The organism is Pseudomonas lactucae, from assembly GCF_036688725.1.
Classification (GTDB): domain Bacteria; phylum Pseudomonadota; class Gammaproteobacteria; order Pseudomonadales; family Pseudomonadaceae; genus Aquipseudomonas; species Aquipseudomonas lactucae.
Map to the genome: position 1 here is coordinate 17,945 of NZ_JAQQPT010000020.1, position 24,973 is coordinate 42,917.

Here is a 24,973-nt window from a genome sequence, read left to right on the forward strand (position 1 = left end):
TTGTGGTGCGCTGTTGCGCTCCGATTCAAGTGCGTTTGCGTTTGGGCAATACGTCCTTGAGCTTGGCGTGCATGCTGCGCAGGGTGTTCTCGGTAGCGGACCAATCGATGCAGGCATCGGTGATCGACACGCCGTACTGCAAGTCGGCCAGATCTTTTGGAATGGCCTGGCAACCCCAGTTCAGGTGGCTTTCGACCATCAGGCCGATGATCGACTGGTTACCTTCCAGAATCTGGTTGGCGACGTTTTCCATCACCAGCGGTTGCAGGGCCGGGTCCTTGTTGGAGTTGGCGTGGCTGCAATCGACCATGATGTTCGGCTTGATTTTGGCCTTGTTCAGCGCCTGTTCGCACAGGGCAACGCTGACCGAGTCATAGTTGGGCTTGCCGTTGCCGCCGCGCAGCACCACGTGACCATAGGCATTACCTTTGGTGGTGACGATGGAGACGCCGCCTTCCTGGTTGATTCCCAGGAAACGGTGAGGGCTGGACACCGATTGCAGCGCGTTGATCGCAACCGTCAGGCCGCCGTCGGTGCCGTTCTTGAAGCCCACGGCCGAAGACAGGCCGGATGCCATTTCACGGTGGGTCTGGGATTCGGTGGTGCGTGCGCCGATGGCCGACCAACTGATCAGGTCCTGCAGGTACTGCGGGGAGATCGGGTCCAGCGCTTCGGTGGCGGTGGGCAGGCCCATTTCGGCCAGGTCCAGCAGCAGCTTGCGGCCGATGTGCAAGCCGTCCTGGATCTTGAACGAGTCGTCCAGGTACGGGTCGTTGATCAAACCTTTCCAGCCCACGGTGGTACGCGGCTTCTCGAAATAGACGCGCATGACCAGGTACAAGGTGTCGGACACTTCAGCCGCCAGCACCTTGAGGCGCTCAGCGTATTCGTGGGCGGCCTTGAGGTCGTGGATCGAGCAGGGGCCGATCACTACAAAGAGGCGGTGGTCGGTGCCGTCGAGAATATCACGGATGACTTCGCGGCCCTTGGTGACGGTCTGCAATGCAGCCTCGCTCAAAGGTATTTCGCGCTTGAGCTGATCGGGCGTGATCAGTGTCTCGTTGGATTCGACGTTTAGGTCATTGATCGGTAAATCAGCCATCGTGTTACTCGTCAGGGTCACGGGTGCCGGCCGCCAGCCATCCCCGTGCGGCGGAGCACAGCATGATTTGGATGCAGGGGGGAGGAACCTTAGCGCGTAACACGGGCCCGCGACAATGGGCAAAGCCCGCTTTAATCCCGCGCTGGCTGCACAAACGCCTCATGGGAGAACTCACCGGCATGGCGCGCCACCCACTCGCGGGCCAGGGCTTCGAGTTGCGCAGGGGTGGGGTCGACCTCTTCGTGCTGGCGGCAGTAGCGCTCTATCCTGCATGCTTGCTCACCCATGCGCGCCCCGAACAGGGCATGCTCATCGGTAAACGAAACCGCGACGCGATAGCCGTCTTCCACCTTGCGACACCATGCCACGTAGCCCGGATAACGTGCGTTGGCACCCAGCGAGGGAATGTGCAGATCAACAGCGGTGCCCTGGCGCCAGGCACGCGGGCAATTGCAGGCGATGCCGCCCAGGCCGATAGTGTGCAGGCGTTGGCGGGGAATGGCGGGGGAAGGACGTTGGATCAACAGCGCGGCGACATCATCAGGGTGAGGTAAAAAACGACCCATGTACACGGACTCCGAGCACCGTCCAGTCGACGGCGGTGGCAGCAGTATAGTGAAGGAACTGGAATTGACCGATCTGGATATTGACCAGCAATTGCTGGGATTGCCAGGGATTTCGCTGGTGGTGTTCGCAAGCGAAGGGTGTTCCAGTTGCCGTTGGGCACGCCAGCAATTGCCGGGTTGGCGTTTGCCGGTGGACCGTGTGTGCTGGGTGGATGCCGGGCACAACGGTGGCGCGGTCGAACGCTACCAAATCTTTCATTTGCCCGCGTTGTTCGTGGTGTGCGAGGGTCAGTTCCTCGGGCAATTACAGACACGTCTTACATTTTCTGACCTGACCAGCGCGGTGAATCACGCGCTGACCCGCACTCCTGAGGACTTGCCATGACCGTTCCATCGCCACGTATTGGGATTATCGGCACCGGCGCCATTGGTGGTTTCTACGGTGTGATGCTGGCACGTGCCGGGTTCGACGTGCACTTCCTGTTGCGCAGCGAGTATGCGGCGGTCAGCCAGCATGGTCTGCGTGTCAACAGCAACGTGCATGGCCAGTTGCACTTGCAGCCGGTACAGGCGTATGCGAGCGCTGCCGATATGCCGCCCTGCGACTGGCTGCTGGTGGGCACCAAGTCCACGGGGAACGTGGAGCTGGCGCCGACACTTGCCCAGGTCGCCGCGCCGGATGCCAAGGTGGTGTTGCTGCAGAACGGCCTGGACGTTGAAGACAGCCTGCGGGAGCACCTGCCGACGTCACTGCATCTGCTGGGCGGGCTGTGCTATATCGGTGTGCACCGATCGAGCCCCGGTGTTGTCGAGCATCAGGCGCTGGGTCGAGTCAACCTGGGCTACCACAGCGGTTCGGCGGCCAACGACGAACACCTTCAAACATCCATCGTCGAGGCCGGTGCCGCGTTGTTTCACCAGGCCGGCATCGAGTCCCAGGCCATGGCCAATGTGCATCAGGCGCGCTGGCACAAGCTGGTGTGGAACGTGCCCTTCAATGGCCTCTCTGTCTTGCTGGGCAGCGGCACCACAGCGTTGATGGCGGACGAATCCAGCCGCGAACTGATCCAGGCGCTGATGGCCGAAGTGGTGCAGGGCGCCCGCGCCTGCGGCCATGACATTCCCGCCAGTTACGCTGGGCAGATGTTCACCATGACCGAATCCATGGACGACTACCTGCCGAGCATGTACCACGACCACGTGCAAAAACGCCCGTTGGAGCTGGCGGCGATCTACGCGCGTCCGCTGGCCGCTGCCAAGGCCGCCGGTTGCGAGTTGCCGCGGATGCGGGCGCTGTACCAGGCCTTGAGCTTTATTGATCGGCACAACCGCTGAGTCGGGGGACACATCATGGCAAAGGGATTGGGCGACAAACTGGTACTGGCGATTTCATCGCGAGCGCTGTTCGACCTCAGCGACAGCCACAAGGTCTATCTGGCCCAAGGGGTTGAGGCTTATCGCAAATACCAGATCGAACACGAGGAAGAAATCCTTGAGCCTGGGGACGCCTTTCCGTTGGCCAAAAAGCTGCTGAGCCTTAACGCCAGCCTGGGCCGGGCGCGTGTCGAGGTGGTGTTGGTGTCACGCAATAGCGCAGACACGGGCCTGCGTGTGTTCAACTCGATTCAGCATTACGGCCTGGATATTTCCCGCGCCGCTTTCGTAGGCGGGCGTAGTCCTTATCCTTATTTAGCCGCATTCGGTTGCCACCTGTTTCTGTCGACCCATGCTGAGGATGTGCGCAGTGCCCTCGATGCCGGCTTTGCCGCCGCGACGATATTGTCGGGCGGTGCGCGCCGGGCCTGCAGCGAGGAACTGCGGATTGCCTTCGACGGCGACGCGGTACTGTTCTCCGATGAGTCGGAACGCGTGTACCAGGCCGGTGGCCTGGAGGCGTTCCAGGCGAGCGAACGCGAATCGGCGCGTCAGCCATTGCACGGCGGGCCGTTCAAAGGCTTCCTGGCGGCGCTCAATTTGTTGCAGCGCGAGTTTCCTGATGAGGCCTGTCCGATCCGTACAGCGCTGGTCACGGCGCGGTCGGCGCCGTCCCATGAACGGGTGATTCGCACCTTGCGCGAGTGGGATATCCGCCTGGATGAATCGTTGTTTCTCGGGGGGTTGGAAAAATCCGCGTTCCTTGAAGCTTTTGCCGCCGATGTGTTTTTCGACGACCAGGCCGGTCATTGCGAGAAGGCCAGGGAAGTGGTGGCCACCGGACATGTCCCCCACGGCATCAGTAACGAGGTGCGGATTCAGGCCGAGCCTTAAGGGCGCTGCTAAGCTCATTCAATCTCCTCCAGCCTGGCAGTCCAGGAGGTTTTATGATTCGCTCGATGCTGTATGCCACGGACCTCGGTCCGTACGCGCCTTATGTGATGCAGCATGCATTGGCGCTGGCGCGAACGTTCAAGGCGGATCTGTATGTCATTCATGTGGTCGAGCCCATCGGGCTGTTCGCCGAATCGGTGTTGCAGAGCTACCTTGATGAGAAAGCCCTGAGTGAGTGGCAAGCCCAGGGGGTGACGGCGGTGATGGCTACCATCGAACAGCGTGTGCTGGACAGTTTTCGCGAGGAGTTGGGCGATGGGGAGCAGGATCTGCAGTTGATCCGGTCGGTCAGGGTGATTCAGGGGGACCCGTGCGAGGTGATCCTCGACCAGTTGCGCAAGCTGTCCGTCGATCTGTTGATCGTAGGCAGTCACAGCCACGCAACCGCGGCCGCTACGCCGCTGGGACGCACCGCTGCACGGGTGCTGCAGCTGTCCAGTGTGCCGGTTTACCTGGTGCCGTCGCTACAACGTCGACGCAGTGATGACGTGTGAATGGCAGAAAGGATAAAAAGTTCTAGATTTATCCGTCTGACCTTTAATATAGTTATATACCGTCGCTGATACCCGTGGCGTCTATCTGCTTTGAGGGATACATATGAAGCTCCAACAACTGCGCTACATCTGGGAGGTGGCGCACCACGATCTCAACGTTTCCGCTACCGCTCAAAGCCTGTACACCTCGCAACCCGGTATCAGCAAGCAGATCCGCCTGCTCGAAGACGAGCTGGGTGTCGAAGTGTTCGCCCGCAGCGGCAAGCACCTGACCCGCGTGACCCCGGCCGGTGAGCGCATCATCACCACCGCCGGCGAGATCCTGCGTAAGGTCGAAAGCATCAAGCAGATCGCCCAGGAGTTCTCCAACGAGAAAAAGGGCACCCTGTCGATCGCAACCACGCACACCCAGGCGCGTTACGCATTGCCCCCGGTGATCCGTGACTTCATCAAGCAATACCCGGATGTGGCCCTGCACATGCACCAGGGTTCGCCGATGCAGATTGCCGAAATGGCGGCTGACGGCACCGTCGATTTCGCCATCGCCACCGAAGCCCTCGAGCTGTTCGGCGACCTGGTGATGATGCCGTGCTACCGCTGGAACCGTTGCGTGGTGGTGCCTCAGGGTCACCCGTTAGCCAAGCTGCCGAAGCTGACCCTGGAAGCCCTGGCTGAATACCCGATCGTCACCTATGTGTTCGGTTTTACCGGCCGTTCCAAGCTCGACGAAGCCTTCAGTCATCGCGGCCTCACGCCGAAAGTGGTGTTTACCGCCGCCGACGCCGACGTGATCAAGACCTATGTGCGCCTGGGCCTGGGCGTGGGGATCGTCGCCAAGATGGCGGTCGATACTCAGCTCGACAAAGACCTGGTGGTGCTCGATGCCAGCGAGCTGTTCGAGTCCAGCGTGACCAAGATCGGCTTCCGTCGTGGCACATTCCTGCGTGGCTTCATGTGCGATTTCATCGAGAAGTTCGCGCCGCACCTGACCCGCGAAGTCATGGCCAAGGCGATCCAGTGCCACAACAAGCAGGAACTGGAAGAGTTGTTTGACGGCGTTGAACTGCCGATCCACTGAGTGGCTCAGCGGGCCTCGGTGACCGTGAAGTGTTGCCGGGCGCCCGCCACCTGAATCTCTACCTCATCATCGATGCACTTGCCCAGCAGGCTCTTGCCCAAGGGTGAGCGCGGGGTGATGACCGTCACCGGTTGCCCGACCACGTCCACCTTCAAACCCGCCGCGTCCGGTGCCAGGAACAGCCACTGCTGGCGACCGTTTTCGTCTTCCAGGCCCATGAGCGTGCCGATTTCTATCCCGCGCCGCTCATCGTAGGCGCGCAGTTGCAGGTTCTGACACAGCGCCAACGCCTGCTTGATCTCCTCGACCCGCTTGGCCTGGCCGGCCGCCAGGTAGGAAGCCTCCAGCCCCAGAGTGTCGTATTTGTTTTCGGCGATGTTCTCTTCGTGGGTCGCGGTTTCGTAAGCGGTCTGCGCGGCGCGCTGGGCGATGCAGAGGTCGGCGGTGAGCTTTTCCAGAATCAACTGGTGAACGGCGTGTTTATTCATGGCTGTGCTTGATCATTCGCAGAATTGCAGGACATTTGCCCGGCTCTTTTCATTCGGCGCGTTCTGGTCCTGTTGCAGCCAGAACTGGCATTTTGGGTTGGACAAGTTACGTGCGTTGTTGCGCGCCTGGTCGAGGGTTTGCTGCTGTTCCTGTTTTTGCAGATTCTGTTGGTATTGCTCGAACATGCGGTTGGGCGGCTCCGGCGCCGGTGACGTCGCGGCCGGCTTGCCTAGCTGTTGCACGGCTTGCGCCACGGGGGCCAGGCTCTGCGGGAACAGGTAGCGCGAGGCCAGCCAGGCGGTCAACGCAATGGCAATAAACCCCAGCCACAAGCCAAAAGCCACAGCGGCACTGAGCTTGAACAGCGACAACGGACGTTCGGACATGATGGCCTCCTGGCAGGCATTGACGGTGTGGCGACGATTGTCGCACAGCCAGAGGGCAGAATAATCGCGATCAAGCCTTCTGCATCCGCGCATTTATGCGGACAATCGAGCCTTTGAGTGTTGGAGCCCGGAATGAAAGCCCGCTGGGATATTTTTTGCAGCGTCGTCGACAACTACGGCGACATCGGCGTGACCTGGCGCCTGGCCCGTCAGTTGGTGGCGGAGCAAGGATGCGAGGTGCGTTTGTGGGTCGATGATCTGCGTGCCTTCGAACGCATGTGCCCCGAGATTGATGTGCAGGTGACGCAGCAGTGGCAGGCGGGCGTCGACGTGCGTCATTGGCCCGCCGAGTGGGCCGGTGCGCCGCCTGCGGATGTGGTGATTGCAGCGTTTGCCTGCCAGTTGCCGCCTGGCTATATGGACACCATGGCCGAACGCGAGCGTGCGCCGCTGTGGATGAACCTGGATTACCTCAGTGCCGAAGACTGGGTAGTGGGCTGTCATCGGCTGCCATCGGTAAAGTACAAGGGCGTGCAGAAGTACTTCTTTTTCCCTGGTTTTCGTCCTGGGACGGGCGGCCTGTTGCGTGAAGCGGGATTACTGGAGCAGCGTCAGGCTTTTCAACAGGATGCGGTTGCGCAGCGGCAATTCCTGCAAAGCCTCGGGGTATTTCGGGCAGATGGTGCGCGATTATTCTCCCTGTTTGCCTACGAAAACGCCGGGCTCGCCAGTTGGCTGGATGTATTAGCGACGGACGGGCGTGCCACTCATCTGTTGGTGCCGGAAGGGCGCATCCTCGGTGACGTTCAGCGTTGGCTCGGTGCAGAGGGGCTGACAGCGGGGGATGTGCACCGACGTGACGCCCTGACCGTGCAGGTGCTGCCATTCGTGCGTCAGGAGCAGTACGACCATCTGCTGTGGTGTTGCGACTTCAATGCCGTGCGCGGTGAGGACTCGTTCGTGCGTGCCCAATGGGCCGGGCGGCCATTGTTGTGGCATATCTATCGCCAGGACGAAGACATCCATCTGGACAAGCTCGACGCTTTTCTGGCGCTGTACACCGCGGCTTTGTCGCCGGCGGCCAAGGCTGCGCTGGTAGCGCTCTGGCAAGCCTGGAACACCGAGGATGATATGGCGCAGCCATGGAAAATGCTGCTGGAGCACTGGCCGGAAGTGAGTCTGCACGCCCAAACCTGGTGTCTGGAACAGGGCTTGCAGGCCGATCTTGCGACGGCGCTGGTACAGTTTTATGAAAGTTGGATATGATACGCCACCTTGAATTTTGTAAATCCCATCCAAATTTCGGATATATGCAATGAAAACTGGTAAAGAACTGAAACCCGGTACAGTGATCCGTCTTGAAAACGACCCTTGGCTGGTTCAGAAAGCTGAGTTCACCAAGTCTGGTCGTAACAGCGCAATCATGAAGACCAAGCTGAAGAACCTGCTGACCGGTTACAAGACCGAGATCGTCTACAGCGCCGACGACAAACTGGACGATGTGATCCTCGACCGCAAAGAAGCGACCCTGTCCTTCATCAGCGGCGACACTTACACGTTCATGGACACCACTGACTACACCATGTACGAACTGAACGCTGAAGACATCGAAGCCGTTCTGCCGTTCATCGAAGAAGGCATGGAAGATGTCTGCGAAGCTATTTTCTTCGAAGAGCGCCTGGTTTCCGTAGAACTGCCGACCACTATCGTGCGTAAGGTTGCCTACACCGAAGGTTCCGCTCGCGGTGACACTTCGGGCAAAGTGATGAAGCCAGCCAAGCTGAGCAACGGTACCGAGCTGCAAGTGGCCGATTTCATCGAAATCGACGACCTGATCGAGATCGACACCCGCGAAGGCGGTTCGTACAAAGGTCGCGCCAAGAAGTAATTCTGGCCCTGCCGTACGAAGCAAAAAACCCGACCATGAGTCGGGTTTTTTTATGAGCGCAGGTTTTACTTCAGGTGTTGCTTGAGCTCATCCGACGCTTGCAGCATTGCCGAACGCACCGCCGGCACCTGGCTGACCACGTTGAGCAAACCGTAGTCGTGGATCATGCCGTTGTAGCGCACCGCGGTCACTGGCACACCGGCGGCATCCAGCTGGCGGGCATAGGCTTCACCCTCATCACGCAGCACGTCGGCACCGGCGGTCTGCACCAGCGCGGGCGGCAGGCCCTTGAGTTGTTCAGTGGTGGCCCGCAGCGGCGAGGCGTAGATCTCGGCGCGTTGCTTGGCATCGGTGGTGTAGTTGTCCCAGAACCACTTCATCATGTTCCTGGTGAGGAAGTGCCCTTCGGCGTATTGGTTGTAGGACCCCGTGTCGAAGTTGGCGTCGGTCACCGGCCACAACAGCAGTTGGAACTTGATTGCCGGTGTGCCTTTGTCCTTGGCCATCAAACTGACCACGGCCGCCATGTTGCCGCCGACGCTGTTGCCCGCGACCGCCAGGCGCTTGCCATCAACGTTGATCTCTTTGCCATGCTCGGCCACCCATTTGGTTGCGCCGTAGGCCTGGTTGATCGCCACCGGGTAGTGCGCTTCAGGGGACGGTGTGTAATTGACGAACACCGCCACCGCCCCTGAACCCGCCACCAGATCTCGTACCAGACGCTCATGCGTAGGGTAATCCCCAAGCACCCAGCCGCCGCCGTGGAAGAACATGAACACTGGCAATGTGCCCTTGACCCCGGCCGGACGCACGATCGTCAGGTCCAGCGGCTTGCCATCGACCTGGATGGTCTTCTGGCTCACATCGGCCTTGGGCAGCGTCAGCTTCACACCGGCCTGGGCGCCAGTCAGCACCGCACGGGCGTCTGTAGGCGTCAACTGCTCAATCGGCTTGCCCGTGCCAGCGTTCAGCGCATCCAGGAACGCCTGGGTGTTGTGTTCAACATCGCCGCTGGCGGCGAAGGCATGAGTGACGGACAGGGCGAGCAGGGTACCGGTGAGCGCTTTGGCAAAGGTGTTCATGATCTTCTCCTGGGCTGGCAGAGTTGGTTAGACGGCTACGTGCAGGCGCACATCGACGTTGCCACGGGTGGCGTTGGAGTACGGGCACACTTGGTGAGCGGCGTCGACCAGGCTTTGCGCCTCATCCTGGGCCAGGCCTGGCAGGCTGATGTGCAGGTCGATATCCAGGCCGAAACCGCCGGGGATCTGGCCGATGCCAACGTGGGCAGTGATCGAGGCGTCGTCCGGGATTTTGCGTTTGGTCTGGCTGGCGACGAATTTCAGTGCGCCGATGAAGCAGGCCGAGTAACCGGCGGCGAACAATTGTTCCGGGTTGGTGGCCTGGCCGCCGGCGCCGCCCAGTTCTTTCGGCGTGGAAAGTTTGACGTCGAGGATGTTATCGCTGGAAACAGCACGACCATCACGGCCGCCGGTGGCGGTGGCTACTGCGGTATAGAGCGTTTGCATAGGGTTTTCCTTTTGGGTTGTTTGCGCTAAATGTTTGCGCGCTAAGTAGTTGGTGAGATGAATGTATAGCGCTAATGTTTAGCGCGCAAGATAAATTTATAAATATTTTTTCTGAACACCCTAAACCAATGTGAGAGGGGGCTTGCTCCCGATAGCAGTGGATCAGCGACAGATATGCTCACTGACTCACCGCTATCGGGAGCAAGCCCCTCCTACATGTTTGAGCGCTTTATTGCTTGTTAGAGCGTGCTTTGCAGGTTGTTGCGCAGGGTAATCAACTCAGCTTGCAGCCTGCGCAGTTGGTCCAGCTCCAGCCCGCTGGCGCCGAGGATGCAGTGGGGAATGTTCATGGCCTTGTCCTGCAGGGCGCGGCCGGCGTCGGTCAATTCCACCACGACCACGCGTTCGTCTTCACGGCTGCGGGTGCGGCTGAGCAGGCCTTCAACCTCTAAGCGTTTGAGCAAAGGGGTCAGGGAGCCCGGATCGGTCAGCAAGCGGCTGCTGATTTCGCCGACGGTCAAACCGTCCTCTTCCCACAGCACCATCATGGCCAGGTACTGCGGGTAGGTCAGGCCGAGGGCTTGCAGCAGGGGCTTGTAGACTTTGGTCATCAGCAGCGAGGTGGAGTGCAGGGCGAAGCACAGTTGGTTGTCCAGCATCAGGTTTTCGCAGGGATCAGGGTTCTTGCTCATGGCGGGGGCCTTTAAAAACGTGTCTGGCCTGGAATCTAGCGGGCAAATGTTTAATGCGCTAGATAATTCTGGCGAATGGTCAGACCAGGCCGCTTTGCAGGGCCAGGTCCCATGGCGGTACCGGGCTGAATCGGGATTTCAGGTATTCCAGCAGCAAGCGGCTGCGTGCATTGGGCTGCTGTTCCAGGCGCAGGGCATAGATGCCGGTGGTTTCCGGACTGGGCAGACCGTCTTCGCAAAACAGCGGCAGCAATTCGCCACGCACCAGGTACTCGCTGGCCAGCCAAGTGGGCAAGTGGGCGATACCCAGTCCGGCCAGCGCGCCGCAGAGCAGGGCTTCGGCATTGTTGGCGCTCATGCGGATGCGCTGCGGGCGGTATGTGGCGCGGCGTCCGTCCATTTCAAAACGCCAGGCGAACATCGGCGCCAGGCCATCCCAATCCAAGCCGTCATGGTCGCTCAATTCGCGCGGGTGGGTCGGTGTGCCTCGGCTTTTCAGGTAGGCCGGGCTGGCGCAGGCGATGCGCACGATGCTGGCCAGGGGCGTGGCGATCAGCCGGGTATCGACGATGTGCCCGGCACGCAGCACCAGGTCGACCTTACCCAGGTGCGCGCCCTGCATGTCCACAAAGCTGTCGATCAGGTGCAGGTGCACATCCAGCCCCGGGTACACATTCAAAAAGTCTGCAATCACCGGCGCCAGATGCCGCCGACCAAACGCCGCCGGCGCGTCCACGCGAATCAGACCCTCCGGTGCATGGCTCAGGGACACTGCTTCAGCGCGCGCCAGCTGCAACTCGCTGACAATCCGCCGCGCGCGCTCGGCAAACGCCAGGCCTGCCGGGGTCGGCAGCACCGCATGGGTACTGCGCTGGAACAGGCGACTGCCCACCGAACTTTCCAGGCTGTCGATACGCCGCGCCACCGCCGAAGGCGTCAACGGATGGCGGCGTGCGGCGGCGGAAAAACTGCCGGTTTCCAGTACATCGAGAAACAGGCTCAGCTGATCGGTCAGGAGATTAGGGTTCATGCAGGCGCGCTTATGCAAGATTGGCACAGCCATTGTGCGTTGCTGTGCCTTTGCGCGCCAGAGCCGACTGCGTAGCATGCAAGGCCATGGGTTCGTGGAGTAATGAGTGGTGTTGGATTTAGCGATGTACCTGGTATTGGGCGCGGCCTTGGGCACGGTGGGCGGGCTGTTTGGTATCGGCGGAGGGCTGATTGCCATCCCGGTGCTCGGTGTGCTGTTCGGCCTGGATCAGCAGATCGCCCAGGGCACGGCGCTGGTGATGGTGGTGCCGAACGTGATGCTGGCCCTGTGGCGCTACCACCAGCGCAACCGGATTGAACTGCGCCATGCATTGCCGCTGGGGCTGACGGGCTTCACCTTTGCCTGGCTCGGTTCGATCTGGGCGGTGGGCCTGGATGCCGGCGCGATGCGTATCGGCTTTATTGCCTTTCTGGTGGCGCTGTCGACCTACAACCTGGTGCGCATGTTCACGCGCAACGCACCGCCGACGGCACAGATGCGCTATTCCTGGCCTTGGCTGGGGGTGTTGGGCGCCGCGTCCGGCTCCATGGGCGGTTTGTTTGGCGTCGGCGGCGCGGTGGTCGCGACGCCCGTGCTGACCAGTATTTTCGGCACCACCCAAGTGGTCGCCCAAGGCTTGTCCCTGGCCCTGGCGCTGCCCAGTACCGGTGTGACGTTGGTGACCTACGCCTGGCACCACGAAGTCGACTGGATGATCGGCATCCCCCTGGCGGTCGGCGGCCTGCTCAGCATCAGCTGGGGCGTGAAAGTCGCCCATGCGCTGCCGGAGCGTCTGTTGCGCGGCCTTTTCTGCGGCTTCCTGGTGGTCTGCGCGGTGATGCTCACCTTCAAAGTTTGAAGCCTTCGAGAATGTACTCGGCCAGGCATTCGGTGATGGGCGAGGCCATCGCCGGGTTGCGTAGCAGGCGCAGGTTCATCGAAGGCAAGGGCGGAAAACCTTCGTTGCTGCCGAGTATCCGCAAGTCTTCGGTCACCAGGCTTTCCATGCTGGCCATGACCGCAAGCCCGGCGCCGACCACGCTCTGAATCGCCGCGCAATTGGAGCTGTGATAGGCCAGGCGGTAGTCGAGCCCGGCCGCCTCCAATGCCGTTTGCGTCCACTGGGTACCGAAGCAATCGGTCCCCGAAACAGCTAAAGGCACGACCTGGTGCTCATCCACGCAGAAACTCTGCGCCGCTGCCCATACCAAGCGCTCAGTGCGCAACAGTTCTCCAATGTCATCGCCGGGCTGGCGGCTGATCACGGTCAAGGCCAAATCCCGGCGTTGCATTAAAACTTGCGACGACTCGCAGTGCATCTCGATCTGGATCAGCGGATAAGCCTTGGAAAACCGTTTGAGAATCCCAGGAAGAAAGCGCATCACGTAGTCATCCGGCGTGCCGATGCGTACCAGCCCGACCATATGCGGCTCTCGGAGGGTGTTGAACACTTCGCTGTGCAGTTTCAGGATGCGCCGCGCATACCCGAGCAACACCTGGCCTTCGGGCGTCAGCCGCACCTGCCGGCCGTCGCGCTCGAACAACTTGCGCTGCAGCACGTCTTCTTCCAGACGCTTCATCTGCATGCTCACCGCCGATTGCGTGCGGTTGACCTGTTCGCCGGCGCGGGTAAAACCGCCCTGATCGGCGATGGCGACGAAGGTGCGCAGCACTTCGGTGTCGATACTCGGGTAGCTGGACAATTGATCAATCCCTGAGATGTATTGCATAAGAAACATTCGTTGGATTGATCATAGAGCCAGGCACACACTTTCGTCATCCCCAAGGGAGGGCGCGAAGATGAAAGGTCAAAAAGGTTTTGTACTGATGGCGAAACGGCCACTTGCCGGGCTGTTCCACACGCTCATGCGCTGGCAGACGTTGCACCGCGAGCGCCAGACGCTGGCGAGTATGAACGACGACGCGCTCAAGGACATCGGCCTGAGCCGGGCCGATGTAGAGCAGGAAAATCATCGGCATTTCTGGGAAGACCCGCTGCGAAAATAGTCCGGGATGCAGTAGGGTAGGACGCGAGCACTCAAGGAGATGTCCATGCCCGCCGAACTGTCCTTTTCCCTCAAGCAGGCTCGACGCATGGCGCTGGCGGCCCAGGGTTTTTCCGGGCGCCAGACGCCTGCACAGATCAAGGCCGCGCACCTCAACCGTTTGATCGGGCGTTTGGGTGTGTTGCAGATCGACTCGGTCAACGCGGTGGTGCGATCCCATTACCTGCCGCTGTTTTCGCGACTGGGCAATTATTCCCCATTGATGCTTGAGCAGGCGGCCTGGAGCCAGGGGCGGCGGCGTACCTTGTTTGAATACTGGGGCCATGAGGCTTCTCTGCTGCCGATGGCGTTGTATCCGTTGATGCGTTGGCGCATGCAGCGGGCGCAGCAGGGCCAGGGCATCTATGCGCAGATGGCGCGTTTTGGGCGGGAGCAGCAAGCCACCATTCAACGTGTTTTAGCGATCGTCGAGCGGCAGGGCGCGCTGGGCGCAGGCAGTTTGTCGACACGCGAAGAGCGCGCCGGGCCCTGGTGGGATTGGAGTGAGGAGAAGCACGCGCTGGAATGGTTGTTCGCTGCTGGCCTGGTCACCGTCGCGGGGCGACGCGGGTTCGAACGGCTTTACGATTTACCCGAACGTGTCATTCCTGGCGATATCCTTCAACACGTCCCTCTGACGGAAGCCGAGGCCCAGCGCGGCCTGCTGCTGCACAGCGCGACTGCCCTGGGCGTGGGCACCGAAAAAGACCTGCGCGACTATTTCCGCCTGGACCCCTCCGACAGCCGCAGCCGTTTGGCCGAATTGGTCGAAGACGGTCACTTGCTGGCGTGTCGGGTGCAAGGCTGGAAGCAGCTGGCTTACTGCCTGCCCGAGCCGAAGGTGCCCCGCAAGGTGCCGGCCAGTGCCTTGTTGTCGCCATTCGATTCGTTGATTTGGGAGCGCAGCCGCACCGAGCGGTTGTTTGATTTCCGTTATCGGCTGGAGATCTACACCCCGCAACACAAACGGGTGTACGGCTACTACGTGCTACCGTTTTTGCATAACGAGCGCATTGCCGCACGGATCGACCTGCGTGCCGAGCGCGCCAACGGACGCCTGGCGGTGCATGCGGTACACGAAGAAGAACCGGGGTTGGATGAGGAAGGCATATTGGCGCTTGCGCTGAACTTGCGGCAAATGGCCGCCTGGCTGGGGCTGGAGCAGGTCCAGCTCAATTGCCAAAGCCCGAGTGCCGCCCGGTTAAGGGTGGCGATGATCAATATCGGGCTTTAGGGCCTCATCGCGGGCAAGCCCAGCGCCCACATTTGTAATGCGCTTCCTTGTGGGAGGGGGCTTGCCTGCGATGAGTCAGTTCAGTCGGCAAGTCTCTCAGCGCTTGACCTGCTTCAAGGTCTCGGCAATCAGAAACGCCAGCTCCAGGGACTGATCGGCATTCATCCGAGGGTCGCAATGGGTGTGGTAGCGGTCCGATAAACCGTCTTCGGTGATGGGCCGCGCGCCGCCGATGCATTCGGTTACGTTCTGCCCGGTCATCTCGATATGGATCCCGCCGGCATAGGTGCCTTCGGCCTGGTGCACCTGGAAGAAGTCCTTCACTTCCCCCAGGATCTGCGCGAAGTCGCGTGTCTTGTAACCGCTGCTGGCCTTGATGGTGTTGCCGTGCATGGGGTCCGAACTCCACAGCACCTGTTTGCCTTCGCGTTGCACGGCGCGGATCAGCTCCGGTAAATGATCGCCGACCTTGCCTGCGCCCATTCGCGCGATCAGGTTCAGACGGCCTGGGTCGTTGTCCGGGTTGAGGATATCGATCAAACGGATCAGGTCATCCGGGTTCATGCTCGGGCCGACCTTTACGCCAATCGGGTTGTTCACTCCGCGCAGGAACTCCACGTGAGCGCCGTCCAGCTGACGGGTACGGTCGCCGATCCACAGCATATGGGCCGAGCAGTCGTAGTAATCGTTGGTCAGGCTGTCGCGGCGCACGAAGGCTTCTTCGTAGTTGAGCAGCAGCGCTTCGTGGGCGGTGAAGAAGCTGGTTTCGCGCAGTTGCGGCGAGCTGTCCATGCCGCAGGCACGCATGAATGCCAGGGTTTCATCGATGCGGTTGGCCAACTGGCTGTATTTTTCAGCCAGGGCAGAGTTGGCGATAAAGTCCAGGTTCCACTTGTGCACCTGATGTAAATCGGCAAAACCGCCCTGGGCAAAGGCGCGCAGCAAGTTGAGCGTGGCGGTGGACTGATGGTAGGACTGCAGCAGGCGGTCCGGGTCCGGCACGCGGCTTTTTTCGTCAAAGCCGATGCCGTTGACGATATCGCCACGGTAGGCAGGCAGGGTGATGCCATCGATGGTCTCGTCGTTGGCCGAGCGCGGCTTGGCGAACTGGCCGGCCATGCGCCCGACTTTCACCACTGGGCACCCGGCGGCGAAGGTCATGACAATCGCCATCTGCAGCAGCACTTTGAAGGTGTCGCGGATCTTTGCCGCGGAGAACTCGGCAAAGCTCTCGGCGCAGTCGCCGCCCTGCAACAGGAAGGCGCGACCCTGGGTGACCTCGGCAAACTGACGGCGCAACTCGCGGGCTTCCCCGGCAAACACCAGCGGCGGATAGCTGGCCAGGCTCTGTTCCACCTGCAGCAGGTGTGCAGCGTCCGGGTACTGGGGTTGTTGCTGGATTGGCAGGGCGCGCCAGCTGTCGGGGCTCCAGGGTTGGCTCATCATGAACTCGTTTGGCTGATTGACGGTCGGGCGCCAATGTTATCAGCAATTAGTGCGTGACCTGTTGCCGCCGGTTGGCCGACAATTGCGCTTTTGCATGCAGCAGCCCCGTTAGGAGTAGTGATGACAGAGGAGCGTGTCGAGCGCCTGCTGGCCGAGGTCCATGATGATTTCGGCATGATCCGCGTGCTCGAAGTGGCCGATTACCGATTTCTCGAATTTGGCGACGCCATTGAGCAAAGCTGTGTGTTCACCGCCGATCCGAGCTGGCTGGAGTACGACTACACCCGTGCGATGCTGATCGGTGCGTTGTGCCACGATCAGCCGGAGAGCGCATTGTTCCTCGGTTTGGGCGCCGGCACGCTGACCCAGGCCTGCCTGAAGTTCCTGGCGTTGGAAGACGTCGAGGCCATCGAGCTGCGCCCCGAGGTGCCGCGCCTGGCCATTGAGTTCATGGGGTTGGATGACGATCCGCGGCTGTACATCCGCATCGGCGACGCTCTGGAGTTGTTGGAGACCGCTGAACCGGCCGACCTGATTTTTGTCGACCTGTATACCGATGTCGGCCCCGGCGTCGGGCACCTGGCCTGGACTTTCCTGGAAAACTGCCAGAAAAAACTCAACCCCGGCGGCTGGCTGGTGATCAACCAGTGGGCCACCGACGATGGCAAACCCTTGGGTGCTGCGTTGCTGCGTGGGTTGTACCACCGGCATTACTGGGAGCTGCCGGTGAAGGAGGGCAATGTGATTCTGCTGGTGCCTTCGGAGCTGGATCAGGAGTTGGACCGTGCCGCGCTCACGGCCCGCGCCGAGGCGCTGGCGCCGCGTTTGGGGTATTCGTTGCAGGCGTTGATCAAGGCGATTCGGCCGGCGACTTAGTCGTCTGTCCTGGCGTCATCGGAGGCTTGCCCCCGATGACGGCCGTACAGCCAACTCAAATCCCCTTGAACACCCCCGGCCGCTTTTCAATCATCGCCCGCACCCCTTCCTTGGCATCTTCGCTGTTAAACAATTTATCCACCATCGGCGGCAACGCTGCCGCCGCTACCGTCTCGCCTTCCATGCGCGCCAAACGCGACGACATCAACGTAGCCTGCACGCCCAGTGGGGCCTGGCGCGCAATACGGCTCGCCAGTTCGATGGCGCGCGGCAGCAGGTCCTCGCTGGCCATCACTTCCTGCACCAACCCCAGGCGCAGGGCTTCATGGGCGTCGAACTCATCGCCGGTGAGCAGCCAGCGCATCGCATTGCCCCAACCGGCGATCTGATGAAAGCGCAATGTTGCGCCGCCAAAGGGAAAGATCCCACGCTGCACTTCCATTTGCGCAAAGCGCGTATTGCTCGCGCAGAGGTTGATATCCGCCGCCAGCATCAACTCGATACCGAGGGTCAAGCAGTAACCCTGGGCGGCGACGATCACCGGTTTGCTCACGCGGGGGCCGGCGAATACGCCCCACGGATCGCAGCCGCCCAGCGGGGGTTGCCAGCCGCCGGCCATCACGGCGCTGACATTGGCCAGGTCCAGGCCGGCGGTGAAGTGGTCGCCGTGGGCAAATACCACGGCGACCCGCGCCTGGTCATTTCGATCAAATTCGCCATAGGCCAGGCTCAGCTCGTTGAGCAGACCCAGGTCAAAAGCGTTGCGCTTGGCCACCCGGTCCAGGCCCAACAGCAGGACATGACCCTGGAGTTCACGGCTGACACGGCTGCTGCTGGCTTGATTCATCGGGAGTGCCCTCGGGCGCAGGGAAGGGTTTCGGACCAAAGGTCTTCAGGGTTGGGTGAACCGTTTAAGCGTTATGACCAACAGGGCCGGGCCTCTGAAAAATAGACCCTGGCGGGATTATCTGCAAAGACTCTGACGCAGCACGGTTTATCGGCGCTTTCGGATAAAAAAAGCTCCCTTTTTCAGCTATTTCCGGTATAGTGCGCGCCGGCCTTTAACCGGGCCGCGTTTAGGTAGCGCAATTCCCCGAAGTCAGCTTCGGCTGCACGTCCGCACAGCGGACTCTTCCTTGACGAATCTTTTTCATTCATTCGTTTTCGCAAATCCCCGCCGACAAAGCAGCCAGGGCGACTCTTGAGTCTCAACACGGCATGCGCAGCTTTGGAGCATGGGTCTTTGCGGATGCACTTAGAGGCAGACCCATGACCCAGGAAACCGGCGGCTTCGCCGCTTTTAATCTTAACCCGAACATTCTTGCTGCCGTCATCGCGACCGGCTACGAAGAACCTTCGGCGATTCAGCAGCAATCGATCCCGATCATCATGGCCGGCCAGGACATGATTGGCCAGGCGCAGACCGGTACCGGTAAAACCGCCGCGTTCGCCCTGCCTATCCTGCACTGCATCGATCCTGCCAAGCGCGAGCCGCAAGCCCTGATCCTGGCGCCAACCCGTGAGTTGGCGCTGCAAGTAGCAACCGCTTTTGAAACCTACGCCAAGCAAATGCCAGGCGTAACCGTTGTGGCCGTTTACGGCGGCGCGCCTATGGGCCCACAACTGAAAGCCATCCGTAACGGCGCACAGATCGTTGTCGCCACCCCGGGCCGTCTGTGCGACCACCTGCGTCGTGACGAAAAAGTCCTGTCGACCGTGAATCACCTGGTGCTCGACGAAGCTGACGAAATGCTCAAGCTGGGCTTTATGGATGACCTGGAAGTCATCTTCAAGGCACTGCCACCGACCCGTCAGACCGTACTGTTCTCGGCGACCCTGCCACAGTCGATCCGTGCCATTGCCGAACGCCACCTGCGCGATCCGCAACACGTGAAGATCCAGACCAAGACCCAGACCGTTACCGCGATCGAACAGGCTCACCTGTTGGTTCACGCTGACCAGAAGACCTCGGCTGTATTGAGCCTGCTGGAAGTCGAAGACTTCGATGCCCTGATCATGTTCGTGCGCACCAAGCAAGCGACCCTGGACCTGGCCAGTGCCCTGGAAGCCAAAGGCTACAAAGCCGCTGCGCTGAACGGTGACATTGCCCAGAACCAACGTGAGCGCGTAATCGACTCGCTCAAGGATGGCCGTCTGGACATCGTTGTGGCGACCGACGTTGCCGCCCGTGGTCTCGACGTTCCACGTATCACCCACGTGTTCAACGTCGACATGCCTTACGATCCGGAATCCTACGTTCACCGTATCGGCCGTACCGGCCGTGCCGGTCGCGAAGGTCGTGCACTGCTGCTGGTGACTCCGCGCGAGCGCCGCATGCTGCAAGTGATCGAGCGTGTAACCGGTCAGAAAGTGGCCGAAGTCCGCCTGCCGGATGCCCAGGCCGTTCTCGATGCCCGCATCAAGAAACTGACCAACAGCCTGGCACCACTGGTGGCTGACGCTGAATCGACCCACGGCGACCTGCTGGACCGCCTGACCGCCGATATCGGTTGCACCCCGCGTGCCCTGGCTGCAGCCCTGCTGCGCAAGGCCACCAACGGTCAAGCCCTGACCCTGGCAGCCATCGAGAAAGAACGTCCACTGGTACCGAACAACGCGCCACGCGGTGATCGTCCAGAGCGTTCCGGCGACCGTCCAGACCGTGGTGATCGTGAGCGTCGTGCTCCGGTTCCATTGGCTGAAGGCCGTGCTCGTTGCCGTACCGCGCTGGGCGCGCGTGATGGCATTGCCGCCAAGAACCTGCTGGGCGCTATCCTCAACGAGGGTGGCCTGGCCCGTGAAGCCATCGGTCGCATCCAGGTGCGTGACAGCTTCTCCCTGGTGGAACTGCCGGAAGATGGTCTGGAAAAACTGCTGACCAAGCTCAAAGACACACGCGTTGCCGGTAAGCAGTTGAAGCTGCGTCGCTACCGCGAAGATTGATCCGCCCTTGGGTTGATTGATCGCACATAAAAAATCCCCGACTGGTTCGGGGATTTTTTTTGCGTGAAAGTTCTGTACCAGCGTCCGCCCAGCCGTCGATCGGTGTCAGCCAAAGCGATAGATGTCCATGCCCAGGGCGCCCAACGTGAAGCCTTGATGCGCCACGCTGAAATCACCGCCTGCGCCGCGCGCAAAGTACAGCGGCAACAGATGCTCATCGCTGGGATGGTTGCGTACCGCATTCGGCGCCCGGCGACGATAATCATGCAGCGCGGTTTCATCATCGGCCGCCAGCTTATCCACTACCCAATCGCGAAAATCTCGTGCCCAGGGCTGGATGCTCTCAGGCCCGGCATGCCAGTCCAGCTCCCCCAGGTTATGGGTGATGCTGCCCGAGCCGACCAGTAGCACGCCTTGCTCGCGCAGGCTGGCCAGTGCGTGCCCGACTCGGGTTTGCAGGGCAGGGCCCAGGCGGCTCGGCAGGGACACTTGTACCACCGGAATATCCGCCGCAGGGTACATCAGCGACAGCGGCACCCAAGTACCATGATCGAAGGGGCGGGTGCCATCGGTGCGGGCATTCAGGCCATCGGCGTGCAGCAAATCGACAATTTCGCCCGCCAGTTGCGGGTCGCCTGGCGCCGGATATTGCACAGCGAACAGCTCCCGGGGGAAGCCGCCGAAGTCGTGCCAGGTCTCGGGCGCGGCGCTGGCGCTGACCAACAGTTCCTGGCTTTCCCAATGGGCCGACACCACCACAATCGCCCGTGGCCGGGGCAGTTCTGCAGCCAAACGCCGCAGCGCCGGACCGCTGTCGCCTGGCTGCAGGGCGAGCATGGGCGAACCGTGTGAGATAAACAGGCTGGGGAGCATAAAGGGGTCCTGAGGGTTAATATGAGGCCATCTTCAATCAGATCATTGATCTAAATCTAATATAAGTTTTAGTGCTGTTTGATCGAATTTACGGAGGCGATTCCATGGAGCCCAAGTTTTGGCAGGAGCGCTGGGCGCGCAATCAGATCGGCTTTCACTTGCCCGAGGTCAATCCTTACCTGCAAAAGCATTGGCCCGGACTGGCCGTGGAGGAGGGCGCCAAGGTGCTGGTGCCGCTGTGTGGCAAAAGCCTGGACCTGATGTGGCTCGCCAGCCAGTGCCATCGCGTGCTGGGTGTGGAATTGTCGGAACAGGCGGTGGAAACCTTCTTTGACGAGCAGAACCTGACGCCGCGAATCACCCGGCGGGGTGAGTTCAAGGTGTATCAGGCTGATGCCATCGAGGTGTGGTGCGCTGACTTCTTTGCCCTGGACGCGCAGGCGCTGACTGCACTGCACTCTACGACCGTGCTGCGCTGATCGCCTTGCCGCCGCTGATGCGGGCGCAGTATGCCGAGCATTTGAACGTCGTGCTGCGGCCCGGTTGTCAGGGCCTGTTGATCGCCCTGGACTACGACCAGACGCAAAAGGCCGGCCCACCCTTTGCCGTCACCGATGAAGAGGTGCATATGCTGCTTGGCGAGCATTGGTCATTGGAGGTGTTGGAGCAGCAGGACATCCTTGGTGAGAGCTGGAAGTTCTTGCAGGATGGTGTTACGCGCCTTGAAGAGCGCGCTTACCGGCTCGTCAGGTGCTGAAAGGCGCGTTGTTCATACCGGTGCGATGACGGTATCGGCACCCACAAAAAAGGGGCGATCCTATCGCCCCTTGTCGAGTCGCCTGTCTATCAGCCGCGACGACGCAATGCTTCGATGCGTTCTTCCAGTGGCGGGTGGCTCATGAACATGCGCGCCAGGCCCTGCTTGATTCCGCCGTTGATGCCGAAGGCAGTCAGACTGTCCGGCATGTGCACCGGCATGCCCTGTTCGGAGCGCAAGCGTTGCAGCGCGCCGATCATTGCGCCGGTGCCCGCCAGCCGCGCACCGGCTTCGTCTGCGCGAAACTCGCGTTTGCGCGAGAACCACATCACGATCGCGCTGGCCAGGAAACCCAGCACCACTTCGGCAAAAATGGTTGCCACGAAGTAGGCGATGCCGCGACCTTCTTCATTTTTGAAGATCACTTTGTCGACGAAGTTGCCGATGATCCGCGCAAAAAACATTACGAAGGTGTTCACCACGCCCTGCACCAGCGCGAGGGTGACCATGTCGCCGTTGGCGACGTGGCCGATCTCGTGGGCCAGCACGGCTTTTACTTCGTCGGGCGAAAAACGCTCCAGTAGCCCCTGGCTCACGGCCACCAGGGCGTCGTTCTTGTTCCAACCCGTGGCGAAGGCGTTGGCCTCATAAGCAGGGAAAATCCCCACTTCGGGCATTTTGATGCCTGCTTCTTGAGACAACTGCTCCACGGTCTGCATCAGCCATTGTTCGTGGCGTGTGCGTGGTTGCGTGATGATCTGGGTGCTGGTGCTCATCTTCGCCATCCACTTGGAGATGAACAGCGAGAACAGCGAGCCGGCAAAACCAAAGACCGCACAGAAAATCAGCAGCTGATTGAGGTTCAGATCAACCCCGTTGGCCGCCATGAACCCATTGAAGCCAAAAAGGCTCAGGGTGACGCTGGCAATCAGTACAACCGCCAGGTTAGTGGCCAAGAACAGCAGGATGCGCATCATGGTTGTAGAGTTCTCCTCATGCTTAATATGTCGCTTACTGCGGGGTATATAAGGTGCGGCATGGGGTGATTCAACCGGGCGACTATTTCAAACTGTGTCCTACAGCTGAAATGTAGCACTTTGAAGGGATTTTCCTACCTCCAATCCCCTGCCCGGTCAGCCATCGAGTGCGTCGCCCCCCCGTGAACACTAGGGGAGGGCGGCTGGCACGGGGCTATCGTCGCGTTTCAGGCCGCGCACTCCAGAGAAGTGTTGCCAGATAATCGCCGTACGACCCAGAAGGCCGGTACGACGTCATTTCGGTTACTGGCGATAGGACTTGAGGAAGTTGCCGATGCGACCAATGGCCATGTCCAGGTCATCCACTCGCGGCAAGGTCACTACGCGGAAGTGGTCCGGCCATGGCCAATTAAACGCGGTGCCCTGGACCACCAGCAGCTTTTCCGACAAGAGCAGGTCGAGCACGAACTTCTCGTCGTTGAGGATCGGGCAGACTTTGGGGTCGATCCGTGGGAAGGCATACAGCGCGCCCATGGGTTTTACGCAGCTCACGCCCGGGATCGCATTGAGCAGTTCCCAGGTGCGGTTGCGTTGTTCCAGCAGTCGGCCTTGGGGCAGGATCAGGTCGTTGATGCTCTGGTAGCCACCGAGTGCGGTCTGGATCGCGTGCTGGCTCGGCACGTTGGCGCACAGGCGCATGTTGGCCAGCATGTCGATGCCTTCGATGTAGCTCTGGGCATTGTGCTTGGGGCCGGAGATGGCGATCCAGCCGGAGCGGAACCCTGCCACGCGGTAGGACTTGGACAGACCGTTGAAGGTCAGGCACAACAGGTCCGGCGCCAGGGAGGCGGTGCACACGTGTACGGCGTCGTCGTAGAGGATCTTGTCGTAGATCTCGTCGGAGAACACCACCAGGTTGTGCTGGCGGGCCAGTTCGATCATGCCCAGCAGCACTTCTTTAGAGTAAACGGCGCCGGTAGGGTTGTTCGGGTTGATGATTACCAGCGCCTTGGTGTTCGGGGTGATCTTGGCCTTGATGTCGGCCAGGTCCGGGAACCAGTCGGCGCCTTCGTCGCACAGGTAGTGCACGGGGTGGCCGCCGGCCAGGGTCACGGCAGCAGTCCACAGCGGGTAGTCCGGCGCCGGTACCAGCACTTCATCGCCGTTGTTGAGCAGCGCCTGCATGGACATCACGATCAGCTCGGAAACGCCATTGCCCAGGTAGATGTCTTCGATGCCGACACCTTCCACCTGCTTTTGCTGGTAGTACTGCATCACTGCCTTGCGCGCACTGAACAGGCCTTTGGAGTCGCTGTAGCCCTGGGCGGTCGGCAGGTTGCGGATCACATCCTGGAGGATTTCGTCCGGCGCTTCGAAACCAAAGGGCGCCGGGTTGCCAATGTTCAGCTTGAGGATGCGGTGGCCTTCCTCTTCCAGACGTTTGGCGTGCTTGAGCACCGGGCCACGAATGTCATAGCAGACGTTGGCGAGCTTGTTCGATTTGCTGACCTGCATGGCGATGTGATCCTGAAAATGAACGATCCAGACGGCATGGACACTACCGTACTGTGAAACCTGCGAGGCCCGCACCCATAAATACGTTTGAATGCCGATAGCGCGGGTGCCAGACTGGCGTTTTGACGAGGCGCAATCATACGTGCCGCCTGATCCATGGAAAAGACACAGATCAGGCTTTTTCAGTTGTCGAGGTGTACCGATGGAAAAGTTGCAGAAGACCTTTGAAGAATGGAAAGCCATGCTCGATCCGGAGCAGTACAACGTGTGCCGTCTCAAGGGTACCGAGCGACCTTTCAGCGGCAAGTACAATGCCACCAAGACCGACGGCGTTTACCACTGCATCTGCTGCAATGAACCGTTGTTCGATTCCAAGGCCAAGTTTGATTCGGGCTGCGGCTGGCCGAGCTTCTTTGAGCCGATCGCCGACAGCGCGATGGTCGAGATCCGTGATGTCAGCCACGGCATGATCCGCACCGAAGTCACCTGCGCCAAATGCGACGCGCACCTGGGCCACGTGTTCCCGGACGGCCCGCCGCCGACAGGGTTGCGATACTGCATCAACTCGGTGTGCCTGGACCTGGTGCCGCGCTAGGCCTCACTTGATGCAAGGTGGGAGGGGGCAAGCCGAATTGTCGCACCGCCCTCTCATCGATAGAACCGGGCTTATCGGCTACCATCATTGCGATCAATTGAATTGCACGCAACTGAATCGCTCGCTATGG

At 60.6% G+C, this 24,973-nt stretch carries 27 protein-coding genes and 1 pseudogene; 14 read left to right on the top strand and 14 right to left on the bottom strand.

The window, feature by feature from the left end:
- Positions 1-25 precede the first annotated feature (25 nt).
- Positions 26-1,102: a 3-deoxy-7-phosphoheptulonate synthase gene (locus tag V6M90_RS21920; protein ID WP_141063753.1), complete on the bottom strand. Its 1,077-nt coding sequence runs from the start codon at positions 1,100-1,102 to the stop codon at positions 26-28.
- Between the two features lie 131 nt (positions 1,103-1,233).
- Positions 1,234-1,668 carry a PilZ domain-containing protein gene (locus V6M90_RS21925; protein ID WP_332847139.1) on the bottom strand — a complete coding sequence of 145 codons (435 nt, stop codon included), beginning with the start codon at positions 1,666-1,668 and terminating at the stop codon, positions 1,234-1,236.
- Here V6M90_RS21925 and V6M90_RS21930 point away from each other — a divergent pair.
- From V6M90_RS21930 to cysB, 5 genes are all read left to right on the top strand, one after another.
- Positions 1,667-2,053, top strand: coding sequence for a YbbN family protein (locus V6M90_RS21930; RefSeq protein ID WP_332847140.1), 387 nt, complete (start codon positions 1,667-1,669; stop codon positions 2,051-2,053). The two genes, V6M90_RS21925 and V6M90_RS21930, sit on opposite strands and share 2 nt — an antisense overlap.
- On the top strand, positions 2,050-3,003 hold the full coding sequence (locus V6M90_RS21935; protein ID WP_141063751.1) for a putative 2-dehydropantoate 2-reductase: 954 nt from the start codon (positions 2,050-2,052) through the stop codon (positions 3,001-3,003). Before V6M90_RS21930 ends, V6M90_RS21935 begins: the two co-directional genes overlap by 4 nt.
- 15 nt (positions 3,004-3,018) lie before the next feature.
- A complete protein-coding gene (locus V6M90_RS21940) occupies positions 3,019-3,936 on the top strand; it encodes a 5'-nucleotidase (protein ID WP_003172717.1) in 918 nt (305 codons plus the stop codon).
- A gap of 53 nt (positions 3,937-3,989) precedes the next feature.
- Entirely contained in the window at positions 3,990-4,490 is a 501-nt protein-coding gene (locus V6M90_RS21945; RefSeq protein ID WP_003172718.1) for a universal stress protein, read from the top strand.
- 103 nt (positions 4,491-4,593) lie between these two features.
- Positions 4,594-5,568, top strand: coding sequence for an HTH-type transcriptional regulator CysB (gene cysB, locus V6M90_RS21950; RefSeq protein ID WP_003172719.1), 975 nt, complete (start codon positions 4,594-4,596; stop codon positions 5,566-5,568).
- A 5-nt stretch (positions 5,569-5,573) separates the two neighbouring features.
- On the opposite strand, the gene V6M90_RS21955 is transcribed toward cysB, so the two are convergent.
- Entirely contained in the window at positions 5,574-6,056 is a 483-nt protein-coding gene (locus V6M90_RS21955) for a GreA/GreB family elongation factor (RefSeq protein ID WP_141063750.1), read from the bottom strand.
- 12 nt (positions 6,057-6,068) lie between these two features.
- Entirely contained in the window at positions 6,069-6,443 is a 375-nt protein-coding gene (locus V6M90_RS21960) for a hypothetical protein (protein ID WP_305428853.1), read from the bottom strand.
- A 132-nt stretch (positions 6,444-6,575) separates the two neighbouring features.
- On the opposite strand from V6M90_RS21960, the gene earP reads away from it, so the two are divergent.
- Both earP and V6M90_RS21970 read left to right on the top strand, forming a co-directional pair.
- Positions 6,576-7,709, top strand: coding sequence for an elongation factor P maturation arginine rhamnosyltransferase EarP (gene earP, locus V6M90_RS21965; RefSeq protein WP_003172722.1), 1,134 nt, complete (start codon positions 6,576-6,578; stop codon positions 7,707-7,709).
- 49 nt (positions 7,710-7,758) lie between these two features.
- Complete coding sequence (locus V6M90_RS21970) at positions 7,759-8,331, top strand: elongation factor P (RefSeq protein ID WP_003172723.1); 573 nt, start codon at positions 7,759-7,761, stop codon at positions 8,329-8,331.
- Positions 8,332-8,396: 65 nt separating this feature from the next.
- On the opposite strand, the gene V6M90_RS21975 is transcribed toward V6M90_RS21970, so the two are convergent.
- The 4 genes from V6M90_RS21975 to V6M90_RS21990 form a co-directional block, all read right to left on the bottom strand.
- Positions 8,397-9,413, bottom strand: coding sequence for an alpha/beta hydrolase fold domain-containing protein (locus V6M90_RS21975; RefSeq protein WP_141063748.1), 1,017 nt, complete (start codon positions 9,411-9,413; stop codon positions 8,397-8,399).
- 27 nt (positions 9,414-9,440) lie between these two features.
- On the bottom strand, positions 9,441-9,860 hold the full coding sequence (locus V6M90_RS21980) for an organic hydroperoxide resistance protein (protein WP_003172725.1): 420 nt from the start codon (positions 9,858-9,860) through the stop codon (positions 9,441-9,443).
- 239 nt (positions 9,861-10,099) lie between these two features.
- On the bottom strand, positions 10,100-10,552 hold the full coding sequence (locus V6M90_RS21985) for a MarR family winged helix-turn-helix transcriptional regulator (protein WP_003172726.1): 453 nt from the start codon (positions 10,550-10,552) through the stop codon (positions 10,100-10,102).
- 79 nt (positions 10,553-10,631) lie between these two features.
- A complete protein-coding gene (locus tag V6M90_RS21990) occupies positions 10,632-11,582 on the bottom strand; it encodes a LysR family transcriptional regulator (protein ID WP_078732311.1) in 951 nt (316 codons plus the stop codon).
- Positions 11,583-11,691: 109 nt separating this feature from the next.
- On the opposite strand from V6M90_RS21990, the gene V6M90_RS21995 reads away from it, so the two are divergent.
- Positions 11,692-12,441, top strand: a complete 750-nt coding sequence (locus V6M90_RS21995; RefSeq protein ID WP_003172728.1) for a sulfite exporter TauE/SafE family protein — start codon at positions 11,692-11,694, stop codon at positions 12,439-12,441.
- Here the strand turns inward: V6M90_RS21995 and V6M90_RS22000 are convergent.
- Entirely contained in the window at positions 12,431-13,312 is an 882-nt protein-coding gene (locus tag V6M90_RS22000) for a LysR family transcriptional regulator (protein ID WP_003172729.1), read from the bottom strand. The genes V6M90_RS21995 and V6M90_RS22000 overlap by 11 nt on opposite strands.
- Before the next feature lie 70 nt (positions 13,313-13,382).
- Here V6M90_RS22000 and V6M90_RS22005 point away from each other — a divergent pair, with 70 nt between their 5' ends.
- Together V6M90_RS22005 and V6M90_RS22010 are read left to right on the top strand one after the other, a co-directional pair.
- Complete coding sequence (locus V6M90_RS22005; protein WP_042944384.1) at positions 13,383-13,589, top strand: DUF1127 domain-containing protein; 207 nt, start codon at positions 13,383-13,385, stop codon at positions 13,587-13,589.
- 45 nt (positions 13,590-13,634) lie between these two features.
- Complete coding sequence (locus V6M90_RS22010; protein WP_003172731.1) at positions 13,635-14,861, top strand: winged helix-turn-helix domain-containing protein; 1,227 nt, start codon at positions 13,635-13,637, stop codon at positions 14,859-14,861.
- A 96-nt stretch (positions 14,862-14,957) separates the two neighbouring features.
- Here the strand turns inward: V6M90_RS22010 and V6M90_RS22015 are convergent, their stop codons facing one another.
- Entirely contained in the window at positions 14,958-16,304 is a 1,347-nt protein-coding gene (locus V6M90_RS22015) for a class II 3-deoxy-7-phosphoheptulonate synthase (RefSeq protein WP_078823766.1), read from the bottom strand.
- Positions 16,305-16,427: 123 nt separating this feature from the next.
- On the opposite strand from V6M90_RS22015, the gene V6M90_RS22020 reads away from it, so the two are divergent.
- Entirely contained in the window at positions 16,428-17,183 is a 756-nt protein-coding gene (locus V6M90_RS22020; RefSeq protein WP_003172733.1) for a spermidine synthase, read from the top strand.
- A 55-nt stretch (positions 17,184-17,238) separates the two neighbouring features.
- Here the strand turns inward: V6M90_RS22020 and V6M90_RS22025 are convergent, their stop codons facing one another.
- A complete protein-coding gene (locus V6M90_RS22025) occupies positions 17,239-18,030 on the bottom strand; it encodes a crotonase/enoyl-CoA hydratase family protein (RefSeq protein ID WP_141063746.1) in 792 nt (263 codons plus the stop codon).
- Positions 18,031-18,452: 422 nt separating this feature from the next.
- Between V6M90_RS22025 and V6M90_RS22030 the strand changes: the two genes are divergently transcribed.
- Positions 18,453-20,126 (top strand): DEAD/DEAH box helicase, encoded by a 1,674-nt coding sequence (locus V6M90_RS22030; RefSeq protein ID WP_003172736.1) that lies wholly within the window; start codon positions 18,453-18,455, stop codon positions 20,124-20,126.
- Between the two features lie 105 nt (positions 20,127-20,231).
- On the opposite strand, the gene V6M90_RS22035 is transcribed toward V6M90_RS22030, so the two are convergent.
- A complete protein-coding gene (locus tag V6M90_RS22035; protein WP_003172737.1) occupies positions 20,232-20,999 on the bottom strand; it encodes a DODA-type extradiol aromatic ring-opening family dioxygenase in 768 nt (255 codons plus the stop codon).
- A gap of 104 nt (positions 21,000-21,103) precedes the next feature.
- On the opposite strand from V6M90_RS22035, the pseudogene V6M90_RS22040 reads away from it, so the two are divergent.
- Positions 21,104-21,756 (top strand): annotated as a pseudogene (locus tag V6M90_RS22040) (thiopurine S-methyltransferase).
- An 89-nt stretch (positions 21,757-21,845) separates the two neighbouring features.
- Here the strand turns inward: V6M90_RS22040 and htpX are convergent.
- Together htpX and V6M90_RS22050 are read right to left on the bottom strand one after the other, a co-directional pair.
- A complete protein-coding gene (gene htpX / locus V6M90_RS22045; RefSeq protein WP_003172740.1) occupies positions 21,846-22,733 on the bottom strand; it encodes a protease HtpX in 888 nt (295 codons plus the stop codon).
- 303 nt (positions 22,734-23,036) lie between these two features.
- Entirely contained in the window at positions 23,037-24,248 is a 1,212-nt protein-coding gene (locus V6M90_RS22050; protein WP_332847141.1) for a pyridoxal phosphate-dependent aminotransferase, read from the bottom strand.
- Between the two features lie 202 nt (positions 24,249-24,450).
- On the opposite strand from V6M90_RS22050, the gene msrB reads away from it, so the two are divergent.
- Entirely contained in the window at positions 24,451-24,843 is a 393-nt protein-coding gene (msrB, locus tag V6M90_RS22055) for a peptide-methionine (R)-S-oxide reductase MsrB (protein ID WP_332847142.1), read from the top strand.
- Positions 24,844-24,973 lie beyond the last annotated feature (130 nt).